Annotated in this window: 20 protein-coding genes and 1 tRNA gene; 13 read left to right on the top strand and 8 right to left on the bottom strand. The window is 44.1% G+C overall.

Annotated elements, in window-relative coordinates; genetic code table 11:
* Window positions 1-38 precede the first annotated feature (38 nt).
* Window positions 39-725 carry a pseudouridine synthase gene (locus tag HAT2_RS03290; RefSeq protein ID WP_114544585.1) on the top strand — a complete coding sequence of 229 codons (687 nt, stop codon included), beginning with the start codon at window positions 39-41 and terminating at the stop codon, window positions 723-725.
* 15 nt (window positions 726-740) lie between these two features.
* Entirely contained in the window at window positions 741-1,319 is a 579-nt protein-coding gene (locus tag HAT2_RS03285; protein ID WP_114544584.1) for a LemA family protein, read from the top strand.
* 82 nt (window positions 1,320-1,401) lie between these two features.
* Here HAT2_RS03285 and HAT2_RS03280 read toward each other — a convergent pair whose 3' ends face one another.
* On the bottom strand, window positions 1,402-3,042 hold the full coding sequence (locus tag HAT2_RS03280) for an RNA polymerase sigma factor (RefSeq protein ID WP_114544583.1): 1,641 nt from the start codon (window positions 3,040-3,042) through the stop codon (window positions 1,402-1,404).
* A 99-nt stretch (window positions 3,043-3,141) separates the two neighbouring features.
* Between HAT2_RS03280 and HAT2_RS03275 the strand changes: the two genes are divergently transcribed.
* Window positions 3,142-3,215 (top strand) — tRNA-Arg (locus HAT2_RS03275).
* A 7-nt stretch (window positions 3,216-3,222) separates the two neighbouring features.
* Here the strand turns inward: HAT2_RS03275 and eno are convergent.
* The 4 genes from eno to HAT2_RS03255 all read right to left on the bottom strand — a co-directional run bounded on the left by eno (window position 3,223) and on the right by HAT2_RS03255 (window position 7,740).
* A complete protein-coding gene (gene eno / locus HAT2_RS03270; protein WP_114544582.1) occupies window positions 3,223-4,494 on the bottom strand; it encodes a phosphopyruvate hydratase in 1,272 nt (423 codons plus the stop codon).
* Window positions 4,495-4,541: 47 nt separating this feature from the next.
* On the bottom strand, window positions 4,542-5,621 hold the full coding sequence (locus HAT2_RS03265; protein WP_114544581.1) for a M24 family metallopeptidase: 1,080 nt from the start codon (window positions 5,619-5,621) through the stop codon (window positions 4,542-4,544).
* A 13-nt stretch (window positions 5,622-5,634) separates the two neighbouring features.
* A complete protein-coding gene (gene mutL / locus HAT2_RS03260) occupies window positions 5,635-7,338 on the bottom strand; it encodes a DNA mismatch repair endonuclease MutL (RefSeq protein WP_114544580.1) in 1,704 nt (567 codons plus the stop codon).
* 189 nt (window positions 7,339-7,527) lie between these two features.
* Complete coding sequence (locus HAT2_RS03255; RefSeq protein WP_114544579.1) at window positions 7,528-7,740, bottom strand: hypothetical protein; 213 nt, start codon at window positions 7,738-7,740, stop codon at window positions 7,528-7,530.
* Window positions 7,741-8,028: 288 nt separating this feature from the next.
* Between HAT2_RS03255 and HAT2_RS03245 the strand changes: the two genes are divergently transcribed.
* The 4 genes from HAT2_RS03245 to HAT2_RS03230 all read left to right on the top strand — a co-directional run bounded on the left by HAT2_RS03245 (window position 8,029) and on the right by HAT2_RS03230 (window position 12,166).
* Complete coding sequence (locus tag HAT2_RS03245) at window positions 8,029-9,321, top strand: CCA tRNA nucleotidyltransferase (RefSeq protein WP_114544577.1); 1,293 nt, start codon at window positions 8,029-8,031, stop codon at window positions 9,319-9,321.
* Between the two features lie 100 nt (window positions 9,322-9,421).
* Window positions 9,422-10,654 carry a hypothetical protein gene (locus HAT2_RS03240; RefSeq protein WP_181860355.1) on the top strand — a complete coding sequence of 411 codons (1,233 nt, stop codon included), beginning with the start codon at window positions 9,422-9,424 and terminating at the stop codon, window positions 10,652-10,654.
* Between the two features lie 71 nt (window positions 10,655-10,725).
* On the top strand, window positions 10,726-11,181 hold the full coding sequence (locus tag HAT2_RS03235; RefSeq protein WP_114544575.1) for a hypothetical protein: 456 nt from the start codon (window positions 10,726-10,728) through the stop codon (window positions 11,179-11,181).
* Window positions 11,182-11,344: 163 nt separating this feature from the next.
* On the top strand, window positions 11,345-12,166 hold the full coding sequence (locus HAT2_RS03230) for a hypothetical protein (RefSeq protein ID WP_114544574.1): 822 nt from the start codon (window positions 11,345-11,347) through the stop codon (window positions 12,164-12,166).
* A 163-nt stretch (window positions 12,167-12,329) separates the two neighbouring features.
* Here the strand turns inward: HAT2_RS03230 and HAT2_RS03910 are convergent, their stop codons facing one another.
* A complete protein-coding gene (locus tag HAT2_RS03910) occupies window positions 12,330-12,638 on the bottom strand; it encodes a hypothetical protein (protein ID WP_114544573.1) in 309 nt (102 codons plus the stop codon).
* A 73-nt stretch (window positions 12,639-12,711) separates the two neighbouring features.
* Between HAT2_RS03910 and HAT2_RS03905 the strand changes: the two genes are divergently transcribed.
* Entirely contained in the window at window positions 12,712-13,011 is a 300-nt protein-coding gene (locus HAT2_RS03905; protein ID WP_181860353.1) for a hypothetical protein, read from the top strand.
* Window positions 13,012-13,259: 248 nt separating this feature from the next.
* Here the strand turns inward: HAT2_RS03905 and HAT2_RS03765 are convergent, their stop codons facing one another.
* Window positions 13,260-13,730: a hypothetical protein gene (locus tag HAT2_RS03765; RefSeq protein WP_147267510.1), complete on the bottom strand. Its 471-nt coding sequence runs from the start codon at window positions 13,728-13,730 to the stop codon at window positions 13,260-13,262.
* On the opposite strand from HAT2_RS03765, the gene HAT2_RS03900 reads away from it, so the two are divergent.
* The 5 genes from HAT2_RS03900 to HAT2_RS03195 all read left to right on the top strand — a co-directional run bounded on the left by HAT2_RS03900 (window position 13,729) and on the right by HAT2_RS03195 (window position 17,713).
* Window positions 13,729-13,905: a hypothetical protein gene (locus HAT2_RS03900; RefSeq protein WP_181860352.1), complete on the top strand. Its 177-nt coding sequence runs from the start codon at window positions 13,729-13,731 to the stop codon at window positions 13,903-13,905. The two genes, HAT2_RS03765 and HAT2_RS03900, sit on opposite strands and share 2 nt — an antisense overlap.
* 417 nt (window positions 13,906-14,322) lie before the next feature.
* Window positions 14,323-14,718 carry a hypothetical protein gene (locus tag HAT2_RS03895; protein ID WP_181860351.1) on the top strand — a complete coding sequence of 132 codons (396 nt, stop codon included), beginning with the start codon at window positions 14,323-14,325 and terminating at the stop codon, window positions 14,716-14,718.
* A 613-nt stretch (window positions 14,719-15,331) separates the two neighbouring features.
* Window positions 15,332-16,024 carry a hypothetical protein gene (locus HAT2_RS03205; protein WP_114544569.1) on the top strand — a complete coding sequence of 231 codons (693 nt, stop codon included), beginning with the start codon at window positions 15,332-15,334 and terminating at the stop codon, window positions 16,022-16,024.
* A gap of 89 nt (window positions 16,025-16,113) precedes the next feature.
* Window positions 16,114-16,854 (top strand): hypothetical protein, encoded by a 741-nt coding sequence (locus HAT2_RS03200; protein WP_147267509.1) that lies wholly within the window; start codon window positions 16,114-16,116, stop codon window positions 16,852-16,854.
* A 172-nt stretch (window positions 16,855-17,026) separates the two neighbouring features.
* Window positions 17,027-17,713, top strand: a complete 687-nt coding sequence (locus HAT2_RS03195) for a hypothetical protein (RefSeq protein ID WP_147267508.1) — start codon at window positions 17,027-17,029, stop codon at window positions 17,711-17,713.
* Window positions 17,714-17,723: 10 nt separating this feature from the next.
* On the opposite strand, the gene HAT2_RS03975 is transcribed toward HAT2_RS03195, so the two are convergent.
* Window positions 17,724-17,916, bottom strand: a 193-nt coding sequence (locus tag HAT2_RS03975) for a hypothetical protein (RefSeq protein WP_220253885.1), incomplete at its 5' end; no start/stop codon positions are given.

The following is a 17,916-nucleotide window of genomic DNA, read 5'->3' as shown; positions in this document are numbered from 1 at the left end:
TGGTAAACTGTAACACAACACAGATTCGGATCGAAATCATGGAAGGGAAACGCCTAGCAAAGCACCTTGCAGAAAGAGGGATCGCCTCCCGTCGAGCAAGTGAACAATTGATTTTAGATGGCCAAGTCATCGTAAACGGAGAAATTGAAACCTCTCTTTCTCGAAAGGTTGGGGAAGAAGATATCGTTTTACTGCAGGGAAAGCCATTGCCCAAAAGACCATGCCCCACTTACTTGGCTTTTCACAAGCCCAGAGGATATGAATGTTCTAGGAAAAGTGTAGGGAAAAGTGTTTTTTCTCTTTTACCCCCGCATTATGCCACTCTCTTTTACGTAGGCAGATTAGACAAAGAATCTTCAGGATTGCTCTTCTTTTCGAATGATGGAGAGTTTTGTCATCACCTTGCACATCCTTCCTTCGGAGTCAAAAAGCACTACTTGATCAAAACACATCGGGATGTAACCGCAAAAGACTTAGGAATCTTGGATCAGGGAACAGAAATTGAAGGGAAGCACCGTCGCCCTCTTTCCGTTCGAAAAATTCGAAGAAATACCATCAGGATAGTCGTTGCAGAAGGAAAGAAACATGAAGTCAGGCTATTTGCCGAAGCAGCCCGGCTAATTGTCCATGAATTAATTCGTATTCAAATCGGAAATTATCAATTGGGCCATTTACCGCCGGGTAAGTGGAAACATACTTCTCCAGAAGAGATTGTCTCACAATAAATAAGGAAATAGCTCATGGAAATCTATCCCATTGTGTTAGCCGGTACAATTTTTGCCTCAGTAGGATGGTTTATCTTTTCCTACAATCGATTAGCAGAATACAAAGCAAGGGCTCACAACCATTGGCACCAAATCAATGTACAGCTTCAAAGGCGTTACGACTTGATTCCCAATCTAGTAGAAACAGCCCGCACGACAATGAATTTTGAGAAGTCAACTTTGGAGAGTGTAGTCCAAGCCCGTAATATGGCTGCTCGAACTCTTCAGGGAATAAAAGGCAATCTAACAGCAGAAAAAATGGAAGCTCTCTTCCAAGCTGATCAGCTTTTGACGAGTAACATGCACAAATTTCTTGCCGTTGTAGAGCAGTATCCTAATCTTCGCTCTGTTGAAAACATGCGCTGCTTACATGAGGAGCTTGTATCTACGGAAAATCGTATTGCCTTTGCCCGTCAAGCTTATAACGATGCTGTCACACGGTATAATGAGAGCCAAATGCGTATTCCTACCAAATGGATTGCCAGTTGTACTGAACACGCACCAATGGAATTTTATCCTATCTCTTCAGAAGAAGTTAAAAACTCCTTCCGGTAGAGCGCAACAATGGCATTGTTGAGGCAACCGGTTCGAACCCGGTACGCTCCAGATCTATTCCTTTCATCCTTCTTCCGAAAGCTCACTCTTCGGCCTCAAGAAAAGGACGAAGACGCCTCGAACGTGAAGGGTGTCGAAGTTTGCGAAGGGCCTTAGCTTCGATCTGACGAATTCTTTCTCGCGTCACATTGAAGCGCATGCCCACCTCTTCAAGTGTCTTGGCTCGTCCATCCTTCAATCCAAAACGATCTGAAAGAACTTCCCTTTCTCTTTCCGAAAGGGTACTCAGTACGTCTTTAACTTCATCACGCAAGATAGACTGGCCTGTGATGTCAGGAGGGGATTCTGCAGAGGTGTCTTCCAAAAAATCGCCAAATTGACTCTCTCCCCCATCTCCTACTTCCGCTTGAAGCGAGATAGGGTGCTGGGCAATCTTGTAAATCTCTCGAACGCGCTCAGGAGTGATCTGCAACTCGCCTGCAATTTCTTCTGGAGTAGGTTCTCGCCCCATCTCCATCATCAATTTTTTAGCAGCTCTTAAAAGACGATTGATCGTCTCGATCATGTGAACGGGAATACGAATGGTTCTTGCCTGATCAGCAATAGCACGTGTCACAGCTTGACGAATCCACCAAGTGGCATAAGTCGAAAACTTATAACCACGACGGTACTCAAATTTTTCGACAGCTTTCATCAAGCCCATGTTGCCTTCTTGAATCAAATCCAAAAAGGAGAGACCCCGATTGGTGTACTTCTTTGCAATAGAAATGACCAATCTCAAGTTCGACTCGACCATCTCACGTTTTGCTTCGTGACTCTTGTCAATCCATCTTTGCGAAATTCGAACGTCTTTCTTGAACTCTTCCAGAGAACGCCCTGCAGCTAATTCACGCTTAGCCAGCTTTCTCTTAGCCGCATGGTACTTGATCGCCACAAAACGGTTTTTACTCGCCCTTTCTTCAAGAGAATTGGCTTCTTTTTCAAGTTCAAGAAAGCGATCATAGGCCCCCATGACGACTTCACCAAAGTCTTGGATCACATCGTGACGAAAACAGAACCGCCTCAAGAAGGCTTGTGTACGAATACGACACCTTTGCAGCTCTTTTTCGTTTTCTGGATTTTCTTGGACACGTGAGCCACAAGGCGAAGCCATAAGGCGCTCAAGGGTCTCATCTTCTTTCTGAAGAAAAGCACATAGCTTCGGCAACATGACAAGGTAATGGGCCTTATCCACGATCTCCTTCTCTGCTACAAGCTTGTCGAATCGATCCTTGCCAGCGATCAGGTATTGACCAATTGAAACGGCTTCTTTCGCAGCATAACGAAACCGCATGATAATCTGCTCAATCTGGACCTGAGCCTTCTCGATCCTCTTGGAGATTTCGACTTCCTCCTCTCGCGACAAGAGAGGGACAGAGCCCATTTCTTTCAGATAAGTGCGGACAGGATCGTCGTGAGAACCTTCTCCCCTTTTCGAAAGAGTTTCTAATTCGCGAATCTCTTTCTTTCGTTCAATCTGCCTCTCGACCTCGACCTGATTCAGAATCTGGATATCATTGCCGTGCAGATAGATCAGAACCTGATCTAATGCATCAGGCGAGTCAAACCCTGCTGGAAGAACCTCATTAATTTCCTCGTAGGTGATATGACCCTGTTCTTTGGCAAGGGAAACAAGCTCATCGATCTTCGCTTGCTGATGAGGATCAAAGGAGGCACTAGCCATAGACAACCGGCGTAATGAAGAGCAAGAAATGACCAGACGTCAAGGCAGAGAAGCTAGACGCTTGGCCAGAAAAGGGCGACCTGAGAGAATGGTGTACTTGCGCTGGTAGCTTAATCGGATGGAGCACCCGGCTACGAACCGGGAGGTTGGAGGTTCGAATCCTCTCCGGCGCGCATTCTTTCACTTGGAACCGTAAAGGGCCCTATCTGCTAATTGATCTTCCAGCTCTAGGAGTCTGTTGTATTTACACGTCCGCTCGCTTCGACAAGTTGCCCCAGTCTTGATCTGACTGGCGCCGATATGGACAGTAAAGTCGGCTAAGAAATCGTCTTCTGTATCGCCTGAACGGTGAGAGGGTATGCAGATATAGTTGGCTTTTTTGGCTAGGTCGATCACATCTAGCGTTTCTGTGACTGTTCCCACCTGGTTCAGCTTGATAAGGATGGCATTAGCGGCACCTTCCTTCATTCCTTTATGCAACTCGGAAACTTGTGTGACAAAAAGATCGTCTCCTACAAGTTGGCACCGACTTCCGACTTCTTCTGTCAACTTTTGCCAGCCCATCCAATCTGATTCGGCCAAACCATCTTCAATAGAGTCTAACTCTGGAAACTCTTCCAAAAGTTCTTTCAAATAGGCGATCTGCTCATCTGTAGAGCGACTTCCTCGCTTTGAATCGGTCATCGACTTGTAATAAACTCCTTTTTCCTCATTGAAAAATTCATTAGCAGCACAGTCAAGAGCCAGTCTAATGTCTTGCCCCGGCTCAAAACCGGCTGCAGTGATCGCTTCACGTAAACTTTCTAGAGCCGCTCGATCTCCATCCAGCCGAGGTGCAAAACCTCCTTCGTCCCCTACGCTTGTGGAGAACCCCTTTGCTTTCAAAAGTTTTTTCAAGGTTTGATAAACTTCCACACCCCATCGGAGCCCTTCTCGAAAGGAAGGGGCGCCAACAGGCCTAATCATAAATTCTTGAAAAGTAAGACCACTGTCAGCATGCACCCCCCCATTAATCAAGTTCATCATAGGGCAAGGCAACCGAACAGGGGTAGAAGGAGAAGAAGTCCAAATACCACGCTTGGCTAAAGCAAGCTTGAAGACCGCAATAGAGACCCCCAAAATAGCATTGGCACCCACATTTTCTTTTTTATGGGATGAGTCTAAATCTAACAGAGTTTGATCGACTGTTCTCTGGTCAAAAATAGAAAGACCTACCAAAGCAGGACCTAGAATTGTCCTGACATTTTTAACAGCTTTCAATACGCCTTTACCTAAAAAGCGCTTAGAGTCTTGATCACGAAGCTCACAAGCTTCTTTACTCCCTGTGGAAGCGCCTGATGGAACCCGAGCAACGGCTCGTTGTCCATTGATCGTTTCAACAGCAACTTGAAGAGTAGGAAAGCCACGTGAGTCGAGGATCTCAATGGCATGAACACGAGAAATACTAGTCATAGTGACCCTTTAACTTACTCACGTGAATATGATCAAACCGCTTTCTTCTAAGCTACTCCTTTTGAGTACCATTCCCAATAAGGATAAACAGGCAAATCAGTGAGCAGCAAGGCTCCACTGTCTTGCACAAGAAAAGCATCTTCTAAACGCACTCCAAAACGTCCTGGAAAGTAAATACCGGGCTCAATCGTAACACAAGAATCAACGGGCAAGGGCTTCTCTCCATGAAACCGTGGAAGTTCATGCACTAATGCTCCAAGACCATGACCCAAGGAGTGAACATAATATTCACCATAGCCACTGTCTGTAATGATTTTACGGGCTACTTTTTCGAAAGTTTCAGCTGAAGGCCGACTTTTGAAAAGAGCTGTGGCTTCTCTTTTGGCTTTTGCCACTATTTTCCAAACTTTTAGAAATTCAGAATCCGCCGGCTCACCAAAAGCAAAGGTTCTTGTTAAATCAGAACAAAAGCCATCCAGCTTCACTCCAAAATCTATAAGAACGACATCTCCCATACGGAGCCGCCTCTTCCCAGGGAGATTATGTGGGGCACTTGCATTCTCTCCGAAAAGAACCATCACATCGAAAGAAGGTCTTGAAGAAGGCTGTTGCTGCAGCCAAAAAGTGGACATATGAGCGACAATTTCTTCCTCAGTGATACCTGGTTTTAAGAAACGAACAGCATAATTAAATCCCGAACAAGCAAGATCTGCGGCTCGACGCAACTTGCACATTTCGTCTGTAGTTTTCTGAATGCGAAACGTATCACAAAAGGTGCTATCTCCCTCAAAGCAAACTGAAGAACCAGAAAAGAGACTTTTCCAACTTTCTACTTCCAAGTAAGAAACTCTTGGGTCGAAGCCAATACGAATGGGACAAGACGCCTGCCGTAAAACCCACTCTCTGAGCTCTTCTTTCGTTGACAAAGTCCTTTGAGGAAGATCCAATACTGCAGTGGGATAGCTCATCTTATTCGCGACTCCTCTCCACTCTTTTTTAGAAAACCAAAAGGCATCATGCAGGGCGTAATGTCCACGAAGAAAGTCAACAACTTCTTTCTGACTAACAACGAAGACATCGTAGACACTCTCTCGAACAAAAGACAGAAAACGCTCTAAAGAAGACATAGACCTCTATAAATTAACAGCGAAAAAAACGGTGAGGAGACCAGCCCACACAACAAGTTGACATCTCCTCACCCTCTTTCATACAGAGCAGAACTTTCTCCACGATACACTGCATAACATAAGTCGTCAGGCGAATTCCCTTGCTAAGACGAAGTTGCAAAAGTAAAAACTGATGAGAGAGATGATCTGAAGAAGGATTCTTTGCAAGATCTTCTATAAAACATTTGCTCTCCTCACGGCTCCAAGAAGCCGGAATTTCATGAATAGAAAATTGTACTGGCCCAGAACGCATAAAGGAAAACCCAAGCGGGGCTAGACTATGTAAAATGCCTTCCATTAATTCGATAGAACAAGGAGAAACTGATTGTTCAATTGGAATAGTCAGAAACTGAGATAGACGTTCCTTAATCCCTCTCCCTTTTTGAGATAGGAGAAAGAGCGCATGCAAACAGTCGATTAAAGCCCACTCCTCTCCTGAGGCAAATGCGGGATAAGCCTCTCGGCAAACAGCTGCATCTAAAAGGACATAAGTACGCAAAGGGGCGACAAAAGCACGAGACCAATCCAAGATTGGATGATACTCTTCTTTTTGTAGAGGCATGTCACCCTGGCAGGGGGGAAGGGATTTTTCTATCTCGGGAAAGGACCATACAGGAAGAGTCTCCTGAAGTGGCCTCGAAGGCTCTATCCAAACTCGATCTTCTGCTTTTCCAATATTGCTTTCCCCAATAGAAAATTTATGAACAACGGAATCACGAACAAACAATCGAATAGCTTGCTCATCTTGAAAACGCACCTCTCGCTTTCTAGGATGAACATTCACATCTACTAGATGACCAGCCATTTCTAAAAAAAGAAGGCAACCGGGGACACGTCCCTTTGGGAGGAGATGTTCATACGCATCAGCAAGGGCCCGACTCAATAAAGAGCTGACAATGGATCGTTTATTAAGAAAAAAATATTGCGAAGTTCTATAAGGGAAAGAATGTTCTGGACGAGTGACAATTCCAAAAAGTTTTCCTACCGAATGGTGGGCCTCAAGAGGCACCAAGGCCTTTGAAAAATCATAACCTAAAAGCATCGACACGCGGTCAAGATAATACGTCATTTCTTGAAAAGAAGAAGGGGGCAAATCAAAGAGAAGTTCTCCGTCTTTCTCTAAAAGAAAGTGTACTTCAGGATGAGCTAGAGCCAACTCAGAAAAAACACGCAAAATCATGGTATTTGTTCTTCTGATCGACTTTTGAAAACGCTTCCTAGCAGGAACGTTATAAAACAAATTCTTAATAGAAAATGTTGTTCCTTGAGAACGAGAAGCAGATGAGCTAGAAACAAGCCTTCCTCCTTCTACCTCAATCTTTGAGGTTTCTATCCCGTTACAAGACGTTAACTCGAGCTGAGAAACAGCTGCTATAGCAGCTAAAGCCTCTCCTCTGAAACCAAAACTTTGTAAAGTATCTAGATCTTCTACGCAATTGAGTTTCGATGTGGCATGCCTTTGTAAACAGATCTCAGATTCCTCTTTTGACAAACCCGACCCATTGTCTAGAACCCGAATGAGATCAAACCCGCCTCCGTAAATTTCTAAATGAATGGATTGGGCTCCTGCATCCAAACTGTTCTCAATGAGTTCCTTCACGACACAAGCTGGTGACTCCACAACCTCTCCTGCAGCAATACAAGTCGCCACTTCTTTCTTTAAAATCTTAATTTTCACTGAATGAACAACCCTCCTCTGAAAGAAATCAAAATAAAACCATAACGCAAAACAAGTAGAATGCTTCTTAGAAAAGACAGAACCTTGCTTGAGATGAAAGCTTGCTCTTTTTAAAGATAAAAAATAAAATACCCTGTTTTGATTACTACAAAAATCTTTAGAATCCGCTCACTAGCTGACCGTACACGACTAACTTTGACGCATCGATACAGAATACTGAGTCATACATATGGGCATTTCTCCTCTTTCCTCCTCGCCTCCTCCCTCTCCTAAAAATGAAAAAAAACCAACCCAAACTCCAAGTGATGGCACGGTAATATGGCTGATTAAACCACCACGACAGCGACCACCAATCCCTTCTTTATGGATGCCTTCTTCCTCAGAAGCATGCTCATCTAGCACAGGGGAACAACTTCCGAGTCCTCAGACCCATATTCCAGAGAATTTTTATAGCCCTAGAAGAAAAAAAACGAAAAAATGCTGCAAAGGCACTTGGTGCCGAATCGTCGGCTGCATGATCCTTTTCCTTCTCGTTGTCCTTTTTTTTATGCTTGTTATGGGCAACGATCACCCTGATCTAGTAGAAGGAAATAGCACAAGCAACAACACAACTCATTCCAACACCACCTCCCCCTAAAGATAATAGCCTAGAATGCTGGGTAGAAGATCTATCCTTTGTTATTCTGTCATATGGTGTTGATGCTACGCCATTTGACCTACACAGACCTACGGCAGGTTATGGATTCTGTCTTTAAACTCCAAAGAGAAGAGATAGAGCAAGAACTCTTTCAGTTAGCTCTGAGAATTGTAAAACGGCTACATCAAGAAAGGCACGTGACGTACATGGCTGGAGGCTGTGTGCGTGACTGGATTCTAGGGCGTGTTCCTCACGACATCGACTTAGCAACATCAGCCTCAGCTCAGTTTCTCTGTTCCCTTTTTAAGAAGACCGTGCGCACGGGCATGCAATTTGAGTCTATTCGAATTATCGAGGAAGGCCAATCCGTCGAAGTGTCTTCTTTTAGGCAAGACGGTCCTTATCAAGACGGAAGAAGGCCTTTGTCTATTCGTCCTGCTTCAGCTCAAGAAGATGCTCAGAGACGGGATTTCACGATCAATGGACTCTTTTATTGTCCTTTAACTCATACACTCTTTGACTATGTTGGGGGTTATGACGATCTGGCTAAAAAAATAATCCGTACAATCGGAGATCCGTATGAAAGATTCAAAGAGGACAAACTGAGGTTAATACGCGCGATTCGCTTTGCCAGCAAACTAGAGTGCCAAGTAGAACCAGCGACTTACCAAGCCATTAAGGATCTTGCTCCCGAGATTGACTCTATTTCGAAAGAAAGAATCTATGATGAACTCACTAAAATTTGCGCAGATATCCACGCTCAAGAAGCCTTTTCATTACTCTCGGATACTCAACTCTTAGGAGAGATTTTCAAGGGCCTTTACACTCCCCCCCTTCTCTTTGACCTAGGAGAGGTACGAGGACCTTTTGCTCTCTGGGCTATTTGCCTGTTTATCCTCAGCCAAGGGACATTCCGGATAGAGAGGAAAATAAAAGAAGCATTGGAACAAAAGCTATCCTTCTCCAAAAGAGAGAAACAAGCTCTTTCCTTTGGAGTGGAATTTGGAGAAACCTTACAGAGGGACCCTGCTTTTTCAAACTTACCTATCTGGTGTCGCTTACTTGCTTCTCCCTTCTATGACGAGCTTCATCCTCTTCTTAAAGAAGAGGACCAAAACCATTTAACCCAAATCACCCTCTCTAGGCTTAAACTGATTCAAGTTCTTAGGAGGCAAAAACACCTTCTCTCTGGAACAGCTCTTCAAAAAAGAGGCATCACAGGCCCTTTATGTGGCAAGCTCCTAGAAAAAGCCACTGATCTTGCTATTTGGCATAACTATCTGGAAGAGGAGGAGATTCTCAATCTCTTGTACAAAAACGGCTCTCAAGACAGAACGATCTGCTAGAAAGAGGAGATTTTTCTCAAAGACATAAAAATGTTATTATAGGAGGTATCCCCTCCTCTCCTCTTCTTACTTAAGTCTATTTCCTTCGTTTAGCTGTCTCATGATACCTTCCCGATTCCTTCCATCGGTTCCGCTCCGCTCTCCTTTAAAAACACTATTCTCTAACGGACGGGAAGCTACTTGCCTATTGGCTCCTCTTCCCCTTGCTATTTGGATCATTGATAAACTGGCACAAGAGGTGCAAATGTGTTTTGCACTTTATAGTAAGCGCTCTCCTCTTTTAGATCGCTTTGTTAACTGGTGCAGAAAGCACAAAGAAGCAGTTGATCGCTGGGCCCTCTTAGGATTAAGTGGCTATCTTTTTAAATTGTCTGGAGAGCTTCTATTGCCCTTCGCATGGTACCGATCTGCCTTTGGACTTTTAACAGCTTTTGCAGCCTTTCTCTCCTTCCTCTATTGCCTTTTCTACAATGAATTGGATGACCCATATGACATGGCTAAATATGCCGACTACGAGGAGCAACTACGCTTGGGAGAACAAGTTCACCTGCCTTCCCTGGGGCTACCCCTTTGGGGAGGATGGGATTTGCCCTTGATGTCCTTTGATAAACCGGATTGGCGCACCAAACCTTTCTTAAGCGAAGACTTCCTTAGTGCGTGCGCCCATGCCCAATCTTTGCAAAGTCTCTTGACCCCAGAAAGTCGTCTTAAGTTGATGAGACAGACTGTTGCAGATTTCTTTGCACAACGACCACAAGAGGAGAGGCAGAGAAGAGGAAACAGTTTAGAAGATGCAATTGAAGAGTTGGCTATAAGTGATCCCCAAGGAGAATGGGGGGGCCCAGCAAACGAAGAATTTGAGCGGCTTACTCCAAGAGAACAGCACAGGCTAACAGAAAACATTCTTACCCGCTCCCAAACAGGAGCCAGCTTGCGCTACTTGCGTTGGCCAAGGGTACAACATTCTGAAAGACTCCATCCTCATGTACTGTGCGAAGCACAAAATCAAGTCATGATGGAAATAGAATCTTTTACGCCTGAAGTCTTGCTTTTCGAGCTTAGTCCAGGGAAGAGGCATGCCGAGTCTCTTCACACCCACCCAATATCTACCGTAGTGGAAACACATGGACAACCCCAAGCCACTTTAACAGCTCCGACCGAAGCCTCCCCACCACCTGATCGTTCAAGGCGTCGCAAACAACCTGCTGTTCTTGCCGGAGAAGACCTCGAAGAATTGGAAAAGATTGAAAGCGTTCCTCTGCCAGAAGAGGATGCTCATCCAAAACCTAGCCAAGAAGAACAACAGGATGACGTTGGATGCACCATCACATGACAACTAATACACTCTCCTTAGCTTTCTTTTGCTAAGATATTCGCTTCACACAACACACCGTACAGACCCCTATGACTCCATCACGACACCTTGCAAGAAGACTGTCTGCCTCGCGGGCATTAGCTCAGAAATCTGTTACAGAAGAAACCCCTGCACAATCTACAGATCCCAAAACAGCCCAGAAAAGACTTGAACAAGCTGCACCTGGAGGTCCTGGAGAGATCTCTGCACAAGTAACTGAAGCAGAACTATTTCAAAACCTGGAGCAAGAGCATCAAACGACTCTTGACGAGCTTGCAAAAGAGAACCAACAGATGCTCGCCGGACTACAAAACAGCCATTTAGGCCTTTTGGACCGAATTCGAGCAAGTAAACCCTCCCTTGCCTCTCACTTACATCAACAGCATCAAGACTCGATGAGACAAATTCAAGAGCAACATATCGAAGGAATGAAGAGAATGAAGCAAGCACACGCAGCGTTCCTTAGCACGCTACAAGAAAAGAGCAGCTCAGCAAGCGAAATCTAAACTAGATACCTTCTTCCGTCCATTTTGAAAGCCTCCTTTGGGGGCTTTTTTATTTGCCTAAAAAGAGACCTTCCTCGACTCTGGACCCGGATTCGTTCGCTTAAAACAACATGACAGGCTCATTCCACACAAGAGTAGCCAAGACACATGACAAAGAAGACCTATGGCAACGCCTCCTGGCTCCAGTAGTAGCACACCTTACCATACCCCACCTAATTCTTCCCCTTTCTCGACGCCTCTAGGCTCACCTATGGTGACCAGAAGGGGTTCTTGTAATCCATCTCCGATCGAAACAGTTGTGGCTCTTGCCAATGCCTCTTGGAGCAGCCTGCCTATTCCTGTTCCATTTCCATCTGAGGACCCGTCTCAAGAGGAAGATCAAGGGGCCATGCGGATAACTCGAGGCGTAGTACTGGCACGACTAGAACCTACAAGACCGCAAAGGAGACAATGTAACAGAGTTTTTGCACAAGTGTGTCAGTTTATGACCTGTCTCTTTATCATCGTCCTTCTCATCCTTGTTCTTATGACACTAGGATGCATCTTGACTCATAACTGTGCAGACAACTCTGCTAACAGTAATACAAGTGCCACATCAGCTAATCATGTAGGCATTCCTTGTGTCTTGCAAGTCTTCTACGTTGTCATGCTCTGGATGACTGGATTGCTTATGGCAGGCAATCTTGGCTTGTTTTACACAGTAGGAAGCAGACGACAACGAAATTGGATGAGAGGATCGTGGTGTATTATCTTTGTCGTATGCTTTAGCCTGCTGGCTATTCTCATAAAAGCATGCGAATTGGGCATTCCATGCTCCAAAGATTTACTTGCACTCTATCTTTGGATAATGATGGGTTTTCTGTTCTATACGATAGCTTTATCTCGAGAAAGGATGCTCCTTCCGGAAGAATCTCAACATGGACAAGAAGAGACTGAAAACGGGTCCGAACTTGGACAAATGTTTCTGGAGGAAAACCCCGAATGATGTCCTTGGAAGGCTTCAGCAAGTGTTTTTATTTGCTTTAAAAAAGAGCTTTTCCGAACCTTCTTTGGAAGCTAATCTGATTCAGATTGCTAACACGACTACATCAGATACGATATATCTTACAGAGACAATTTATGACGTCACCTCCTCATAACACTCTATCTCAGACGCCTCCTCCCTCCCCAGGAGGATCATCCAGTGCATCAGGAACATCCAGTAGTTCTAGCTCAGTGATAACAGTTGTCGAAGCGGTAGGCCATGTCGCTTCTGGCCTTGGAGGGCCTCCTCCACGTGGACCTCGAGGGGGTCCAGAAACAATGAGCCCTCGACAACAGTTTCCCGGAATGATCCTAACAAGCTCAAGGATAGAGGCAAGTCGAAGACGAAGAAGACTAAGAATAACGCGTATGTGCACGTACATATGTATAGCTATCAGCTTTTTTTTACTCTTAACAGCAGCCCTAGTCATCATGAGAATGTGTCTTTTGGAGAGCTGTCCTGTCGGGACGACTACTGAGGTTTGCTTGCTCCAAAAGGTCTTCGTTATGCTCTGTTTCCTAGCTGGGGTATTGACAACTGCTGGTATTGCCTCTTCAACAACAATAAGCACAACGCGTATGAGATCACTTGAAAAATGTCTTTGGTATTTCCTTCTCATTGCGTGCTGTACACTGCTAATGATTCCTATACTATCATTTGTAGATCATTCGGCATGTGCCGTTAGCACATTTGTTTGCTGGATTATTCTTTTTACTGGGGTAGTTCTCTATGGTCTACTCTTGTGTCAAAGGTCGAATACAGGTGGTAACAACAGCCAAGCCATTGAGATGGAAGAGCTTGACTAGATTTGACTACGATGCATACCTAACAGGGGATAAAACAGTAAAAATACATCTCTTTAGGCGATTTAGGCATGGTGATAATCATCAATCCAAAGTAAATCCATGACAACACCTCCTCATTCCAGCCAAAGCACCCCTCGCAGCACACCTAGCTCTTCTCCACAAGGATCACCCGGTATACTAAGAAGAGGAGTTGGAAACCCCCCGCCAATAGAAGCGATCGTAACTGTTGTGCAATCTGGTCTTGGACGTCAACCTCCTTCTCCTGTGTTACTTCGAGCAAGAACACCCTGGACAGAAGAAAGTCCGGTAATGAGTCGTCGAATAACATTAACGAGCGCTGGCATTGAAGAAGAACGGCAGAGAGGCAGTAGAGGTACACTGAGAAATATGTGTATATACCTAGGCCTTGCCTTTTTTATTATCCTGATGATCACTCTGACCATCTCGGTAGCCTGTCTTGCCAGGAACTGTCTTTCTACAATTGAAACAAGCACAAGCAGTCTTTGCATACTCCAGACATTCTTCGTTATCGTATCTTTCTTTGCTGGCGTATTGACGACAATCGGCGTTGTGGCTTTAGAAACAGCGGGAGAACAGGCAAGAGTCACGATTTGTATGAGGATCGTATGGATTGTACTTGTCTTTGTTTGTTTCTCTTTGATCATCATCCTGGGCATGTCATTTAGCGAACACTCTCCGTGTTCCGTCAGCCTCCTCATGTCCTATATCATTCTCCTTATCTACTTGGTTTTTTGTGGCTTACTTCTTTTTCAAGGGACGACATTACAACGATCCTCCTCTTACGAATTGGACATGCCTTTAAGGGAAGAAGACTCAGATCCAAGCCAAGACATGAATGGAAATGATAACCTTGGCTTCGAAGAGCTTGATTAAGTCTTACCTAAAACGATTTCGAAAACCACCTGAACAACAAAATTGGTAATGCAATACGCTATGACAACGTCTTCAAGCTCTAGCTACAGCACTCCTTATCGTACTCCTGACACCTCTCCTTTCTTGACTCCTCTAGGAGAATCCCCAATCTTAGAAAGAAGAACTAGCAATGGACATTCTCCACAGCCTTTAGAAGCAATTATAACTGTTGCAGGACCTAACCTTTTAGAACATCGTCCTTCCACCGCTAGCCCTCGAAGAGGGCCTTCAAACGGAGAATTATCCCAGAACAGGTTCCTGAGTGCCATTCGTATATCTCAATGGAGAAGTGAGACGGAAAGACAAAGAAACACAAGACAAAGGGCGCGTCTTTCCTGTTTATTCCAGTGTATAGCCTTCTTTTTCCTTCTCGTTCTAATGTTCTCTCTAACTATCGCTATAGTCTGCCTTTGGAAAAACTGTTTTTTTACAAGTTCTCTTTGTCCCTTACAAACACTCTTCATTGCAGCTTGTTTTGTCATAGGCATATTAACAGTATTCGGAACCACTGTTGCCTCAGAAACAAGAACTCGAACAAGACAAAATCCTTGGATCATCTGTTTGTGGGCTTTTCTCTTTGTCGTATGTTGTGGACTAGTAAGTATCCCGATCATGTCATACACAGAAGACTCTCCGTGTGCTAACTATTTTCTTTTGTCCTACGCTTCTCTACTGATCGGTTTATGCATGTATGCAATACCTTTACTTCAAAGTAGAAGACGACGGAGAGCACTCTCCATTGAACTAGAATACTACTCAGAAGAGCTAGAATAAGGCACAGAACGCTAACACACCAAGTAGCGTAGAGAAATCCATGACCATACTCTCTGGCTCCGATTTGCTATATCGAGAGAACGAATGAGCTTAAGAGCTTCATTGAAATGTGCTGTATGTTCACTCATTCCTATGCTTTGCTGTGCACTAGTACTTGCTGTCATAGCTATCAATGATAGCGTTTCCTGAACTGCTCAGCTTCTTGTATGTTATATTTTGCTTGGAATCGGATTGCTTCTTTATATCAGATTTCTATCTCTAAGAGTGGGTCGAGTAAGGATGTTAGAAAATATAGAACAAGAGTCAAATCCACATGAAAGTGGAAACAATCATCCAGCCTTTGAAAGGAAGGCACTTTCCTGACAAGGATAGAAAAAAGCTCTTCCCTTGTGGCTGTAGGCAATAGTTCAAGAGCCAGTTAGAATCACAATTCAGCCGTTTTCCTCCATCAAAGATTAGACGAGATCTTTACAGATCTCTTAAACCAAAGTAAAATTTACAACTGTTTTGCCCTATATAGACTATTCTGAAGCATAAAATCGATTGCTCCTAAATCGACCAAACTTACTAACTGGAACAGTGCCAGGGAAGGAAAATCCAAAAAGGAAAGTTAATGACAACACCACCTGGCTCTAATCATAACACATCTCGTTCCTCCCCATCAGGATCACCTAGCATGCCAAGAAGAGGATTGGATAGTCCTCCTCCCGCAGATGTGGTTGTAACCTTTTTTGCCTCTGGAAGCGCACAAACATCTTCTCCTCAACCACTACCCCCACAAGGAGGTTCCGATGAAGAACACACTGTACGACTACTCTCCCGTGGAACAGTTCTAACAAATGCCCACATAGAAGAACAACGAACAAGAAGATTAACAGTTGCGTGTGTAGCAATATGCCTAATATGTGGCTTGTTTGTTGCATTAATCATTGTACTAATACTTGCAACGGTGTGTCTTGTAAGGACTTTCCAAAGTGGAACACTTTCTATACCCTACTGCATAGGACAAGCAGCCTTTCTATTAATCTGCTTTGTAACTGGGTTGTTGATAGCTATCAGTGCTATTCGCCTAGCTCGGACAGAGGGTCAAGCCGAGCTAACCACTTCGATAAGACGACTTCTGACAGCTATCACTTCTATGTGCTTTGTCCTGTTAGTTCTTCTTTTAGGAGCATGTATAGAACGCATTGATTGTATTTTCTATTTCGTGATGTGTTATATCTTGGTCCTTTTGGAATTCCTTGCCTACATCGTGCTTTTGATGGAAAGAATAGGAATAACCGTCGATGGGTTGAGCAACTTTTAGCAGAATAAGCTTTAAATCTGCTTAAAAAGCCTTTCTGTCTATTTAAATAGATCTCATTCAAACAAGACATTCATGTCACAAAAAAACTTATGAAGACGCCACCTGGTTCTAATCGTAGCACGCCTCTTTCCTCCCCGCCAGGATCACCTAGCACATCAAGAAGAGGATTGGGCAGTACTCAACCAAATATGGTTGCAACCATTATCACTCATGGGGGAGGACAACCACCAGAAAACCCCGACACAGAACCCATTGTGCGCCTTTCCCGTGGAACGGTTTTAACGAGCTCAGAAATAGAAACGAACCGAGGAATAAGATTAACATCTAGGCATATCTTTCTATGTATAACTTGTTTCTTTTTTATTGCCTTAGTCATCGCATTGATATTTGCAGTAGTGTGCCTTGCCCAGTCGTGTCATTCTGGAGAAATTTCTAGGTCTTACTGCATAGCAGAAGCCGTTTTCGTTTTTATTTGCTCTATGACTGGGCTATTCATAGCCGCCATCGCCATTCATTTAGCTCTAAGGGTTGGCCAAGTAAGACGAACTGCCTCATTAAGATGTGGAATAAGACTCATTGCCTTTATCTGCATTGTTGTTCTGTTAGCACTTCTCTTAGGAGCCTGTGTCGAGAATTCCCAATGTTTTATCCAATTTGCTGTGTGCTACATTCTGCTTCTACTGGAGATGATCTCTTTCATTATGCTCTTACTCGAAAGAATAGGAATAGCTCCTTCCGAAGTATTGGAGGATCTCTTAGAAAGACATGACTCAGGATCGGAATCCGGTGGGATTGATAATCCAGTATTTTTCGAAATCGATCTTGATTAAGATTGCCTTTAAGATCTCTAATTCGAATTGCCAAGTAGTTCTCTGTCTAATTTAGGATAAGTGCGAGGAAAGAATTGGTACAACGAATTTCATACGAATGATTCAAAATGTGAATTTCTTTGTACGGACTAGATTGCAATCTCGTTTTTCGAGGTTTAACAGGGATGTCCTTATGTTCTTCGTTTTTATAGCTTTATTTAGTATTCAGCTAATCGGTGCTGCTATTTCTTTATGGTTCCCTGCTTCTTCAAATTCAAGAGACCATTCACTTGTTTGGAGATCGTCTTTGTTCGGCTGGAACGTCTTGTCTTTAGGGCATGCTATGCTTTTTCTTTTTTTCCTAGGTATCTTCTTGGCTTTTTCTACTTCCTTGCAGAGAAGTCAATTCTTGAGATCTTGTGTTCCTTCTTTTATCTTGATGACAAGTCTACTGCTCTGTCTTGGCAACATTATTGCGATTTTTGTAATTCAAGGATCTGGCGAATGGATTCGTTTATTTCTGGTTTTTTTCTATGTTGCCTTTACCATCTTCTGGTGTCTAACCACTTCCCGAGAGCAGAGAGAGGCAACGCCTGTTGAAACGTCTAATTCGAGTAATATGAGAGCTATAAGCCTTCTCTTAAGCTTACCTGCCTATGGAAGTAGGGAAAGCATACGAGGGTCTCCTCCCCCTTATCAGAGCGCAGAAGACTGGCTCACCCAAGAGGGCGTTAACTCTGAAAATGCCACAACATCACCTCTTTTTCAGTTGGTCCCGCCTCCTTCTTATGAGGCCTGGTCAGGAGAAGAGGAAACAATAAATCTCTCTCGGGCCTCTCCTCCTCCTACTTATTCCCTTTTATGGGAAACTTCCCTTTAGCCAAAGAGACTTAATCTTCGCTTTGAGAGGACAGGATATTGTCGAGGGCTCTGGCTAATTGCGTATGGCTTAGGTCACTGAGCATTTGTCTTCTCGTAGGAGCCGTTACTCTAGAAAGGAAGGGAACAAGGCTAGGGTTTGGTATAGCCCATAGTTCTAGCCTCAACCGGTTTTGTTCGAGGAAGGTATTTTGATAAGAAGAG

The organism is Candidatus Similichlamydia laticola (genome assembly GCF_003339615.1).
GTDB lineage: Bacteria > Chlamydiota > Chlamydiia > Chlamydiales > Parilichlamydiaceae > Similichlamydia > Similichlamydia laticola.
The sequence above is the reverse complement of the archived record's forward strand: the minus strand, read 5'-3'. Positions and strand labels throughout refer to the sequence as shown.

What these genes read in the sequence shown, in the direction of transcription:
- HAT2_RS03290 (WP_114544585.1), top strand. Translation starts at nt 39, where the DNA reads ATGGAAGGGAAACGCCTAGCAAAGCACCTTGCAGAAAGAGGGATCGCC.
- HAT2_RS03285 (WP_114544584.1), top strand. Translation starts at nt 741, where the DNA reads ATGGAAATCTATCCCATTGTGTTAGCCGGTACAATTTTTGCCTCAGTA.
- HAT2_RS03280 (WP_114544583.1), bottom strand. Translation starts at nt 3,042, where the DNA reads ATGGCTAGTGCCTCCTTTGATCCTCATCAGCAAGCGAAGATCGATGAG.
- eno (WP_114544582.1), bottom strand. Translation starts at nt 4,494, where the DNA reads ATGACTAGTATTTCTCGTGTTCATGCCATTGAGATCCTCGACTCACGT.
- HAT2_RS03265 (WP_114544581.1), bottom strand. Translation starts at nt 5,621, where the DNA reads ATGTCTTCTTTAGAGCGTTTTCTGTCTTTTGTTCGAGAGAGTGTCTAC.
- HAT2_RS03245 (WP_114544577.1), top strand. Translation starts at nt 8,029, where the DNA reads ATGGTGTTGATGCTACGCCATTTGACCTACACAGACCTACGGCAGGTT.
- HAT2_RS03240 (WP_181860355.1), top strand. Translation starts at nt 9,422, where the DNA reads ATGATACCTTCCCGATTCCTTCCATCGGTTCCGCTCCGCTCTCCTTTA.
- HAT2_RS03235 (WP_114544575.1), top strand. Translation starts at nt 10,726, where the DNA reads ATGACTCCATCACGACACCTTGCAAGAAGACTGTCTGCCTCGCGGGCA.
- HAT2_RS03230 (WP_114544574.1), top strand. Translation starts at nt 11,345, where the DNA reads ATGGCAACGCCTCCTGGCTCCAGTAGTAGCACACCTTACCATACCCCA.
- HAT2_RS03910 (WP_114544573.1), bottom strand. Translation starts at nt 12,638, where the DNA reads ATGATGACTAGGGCTGCTGTTAAGAGTAAAAAAAAGCTGATAGCTATA.
- HAT2_RS03905 (WP_181860353.1), top strand. Translation starts at nt 12,712, where the DNA reads ATGCTCTGTTTCCTAGCTGGGGTATTGACAACTGCTGGTATTGCCTCT.
- HAT2_RS03900 (WP_181860352.1), top strand. Translation starts at nt 13,729, where the DNA reads ATGTCCTATATCATTCTCCTTATCTACTTGGTTTTTTGTGGCTTACTT.
- HAT2_RS03765 (WP_147267510.1), bottom strand. Translation starts at nt 13,730, where the DNA reads ATGAGGAGGCTGACGGAACACGGAGAGTGTTCGCTAAATGACATGCCC.
- HAT2_RS03895 (WP_181860351.1), top strand. Translation starts at nt 14,323, where the DNA reads ATGTTCTCTCTAACTATCGCTATAGTCTGCCTTTGGAAAAACTGTTTT.
- HAT2_RS03205 (WP_114544569.1), top strand. Translation starts at nt 15,332, where the DNA reads ATGACAACACCACCTGGCTCTAATCATAACACATCTCGTTCCTCCCCA.
- HAT2_RS03200 (WP_147267509.1), top strand. Translation starts at nt 16,114, where the DNA reads ATGAAGACGCCACCTGGTTCTAATCGTAGCACGCCTCTTTCCTCCCCG.
- HAT2_RS03195 (WP_147267508.1), top strand. Translation starts at nt 17,027, where the DNA reads ATGTTCTTCGTTTTTATAGCTTTATTTAGTATTCAGCTAATCGGTGCT.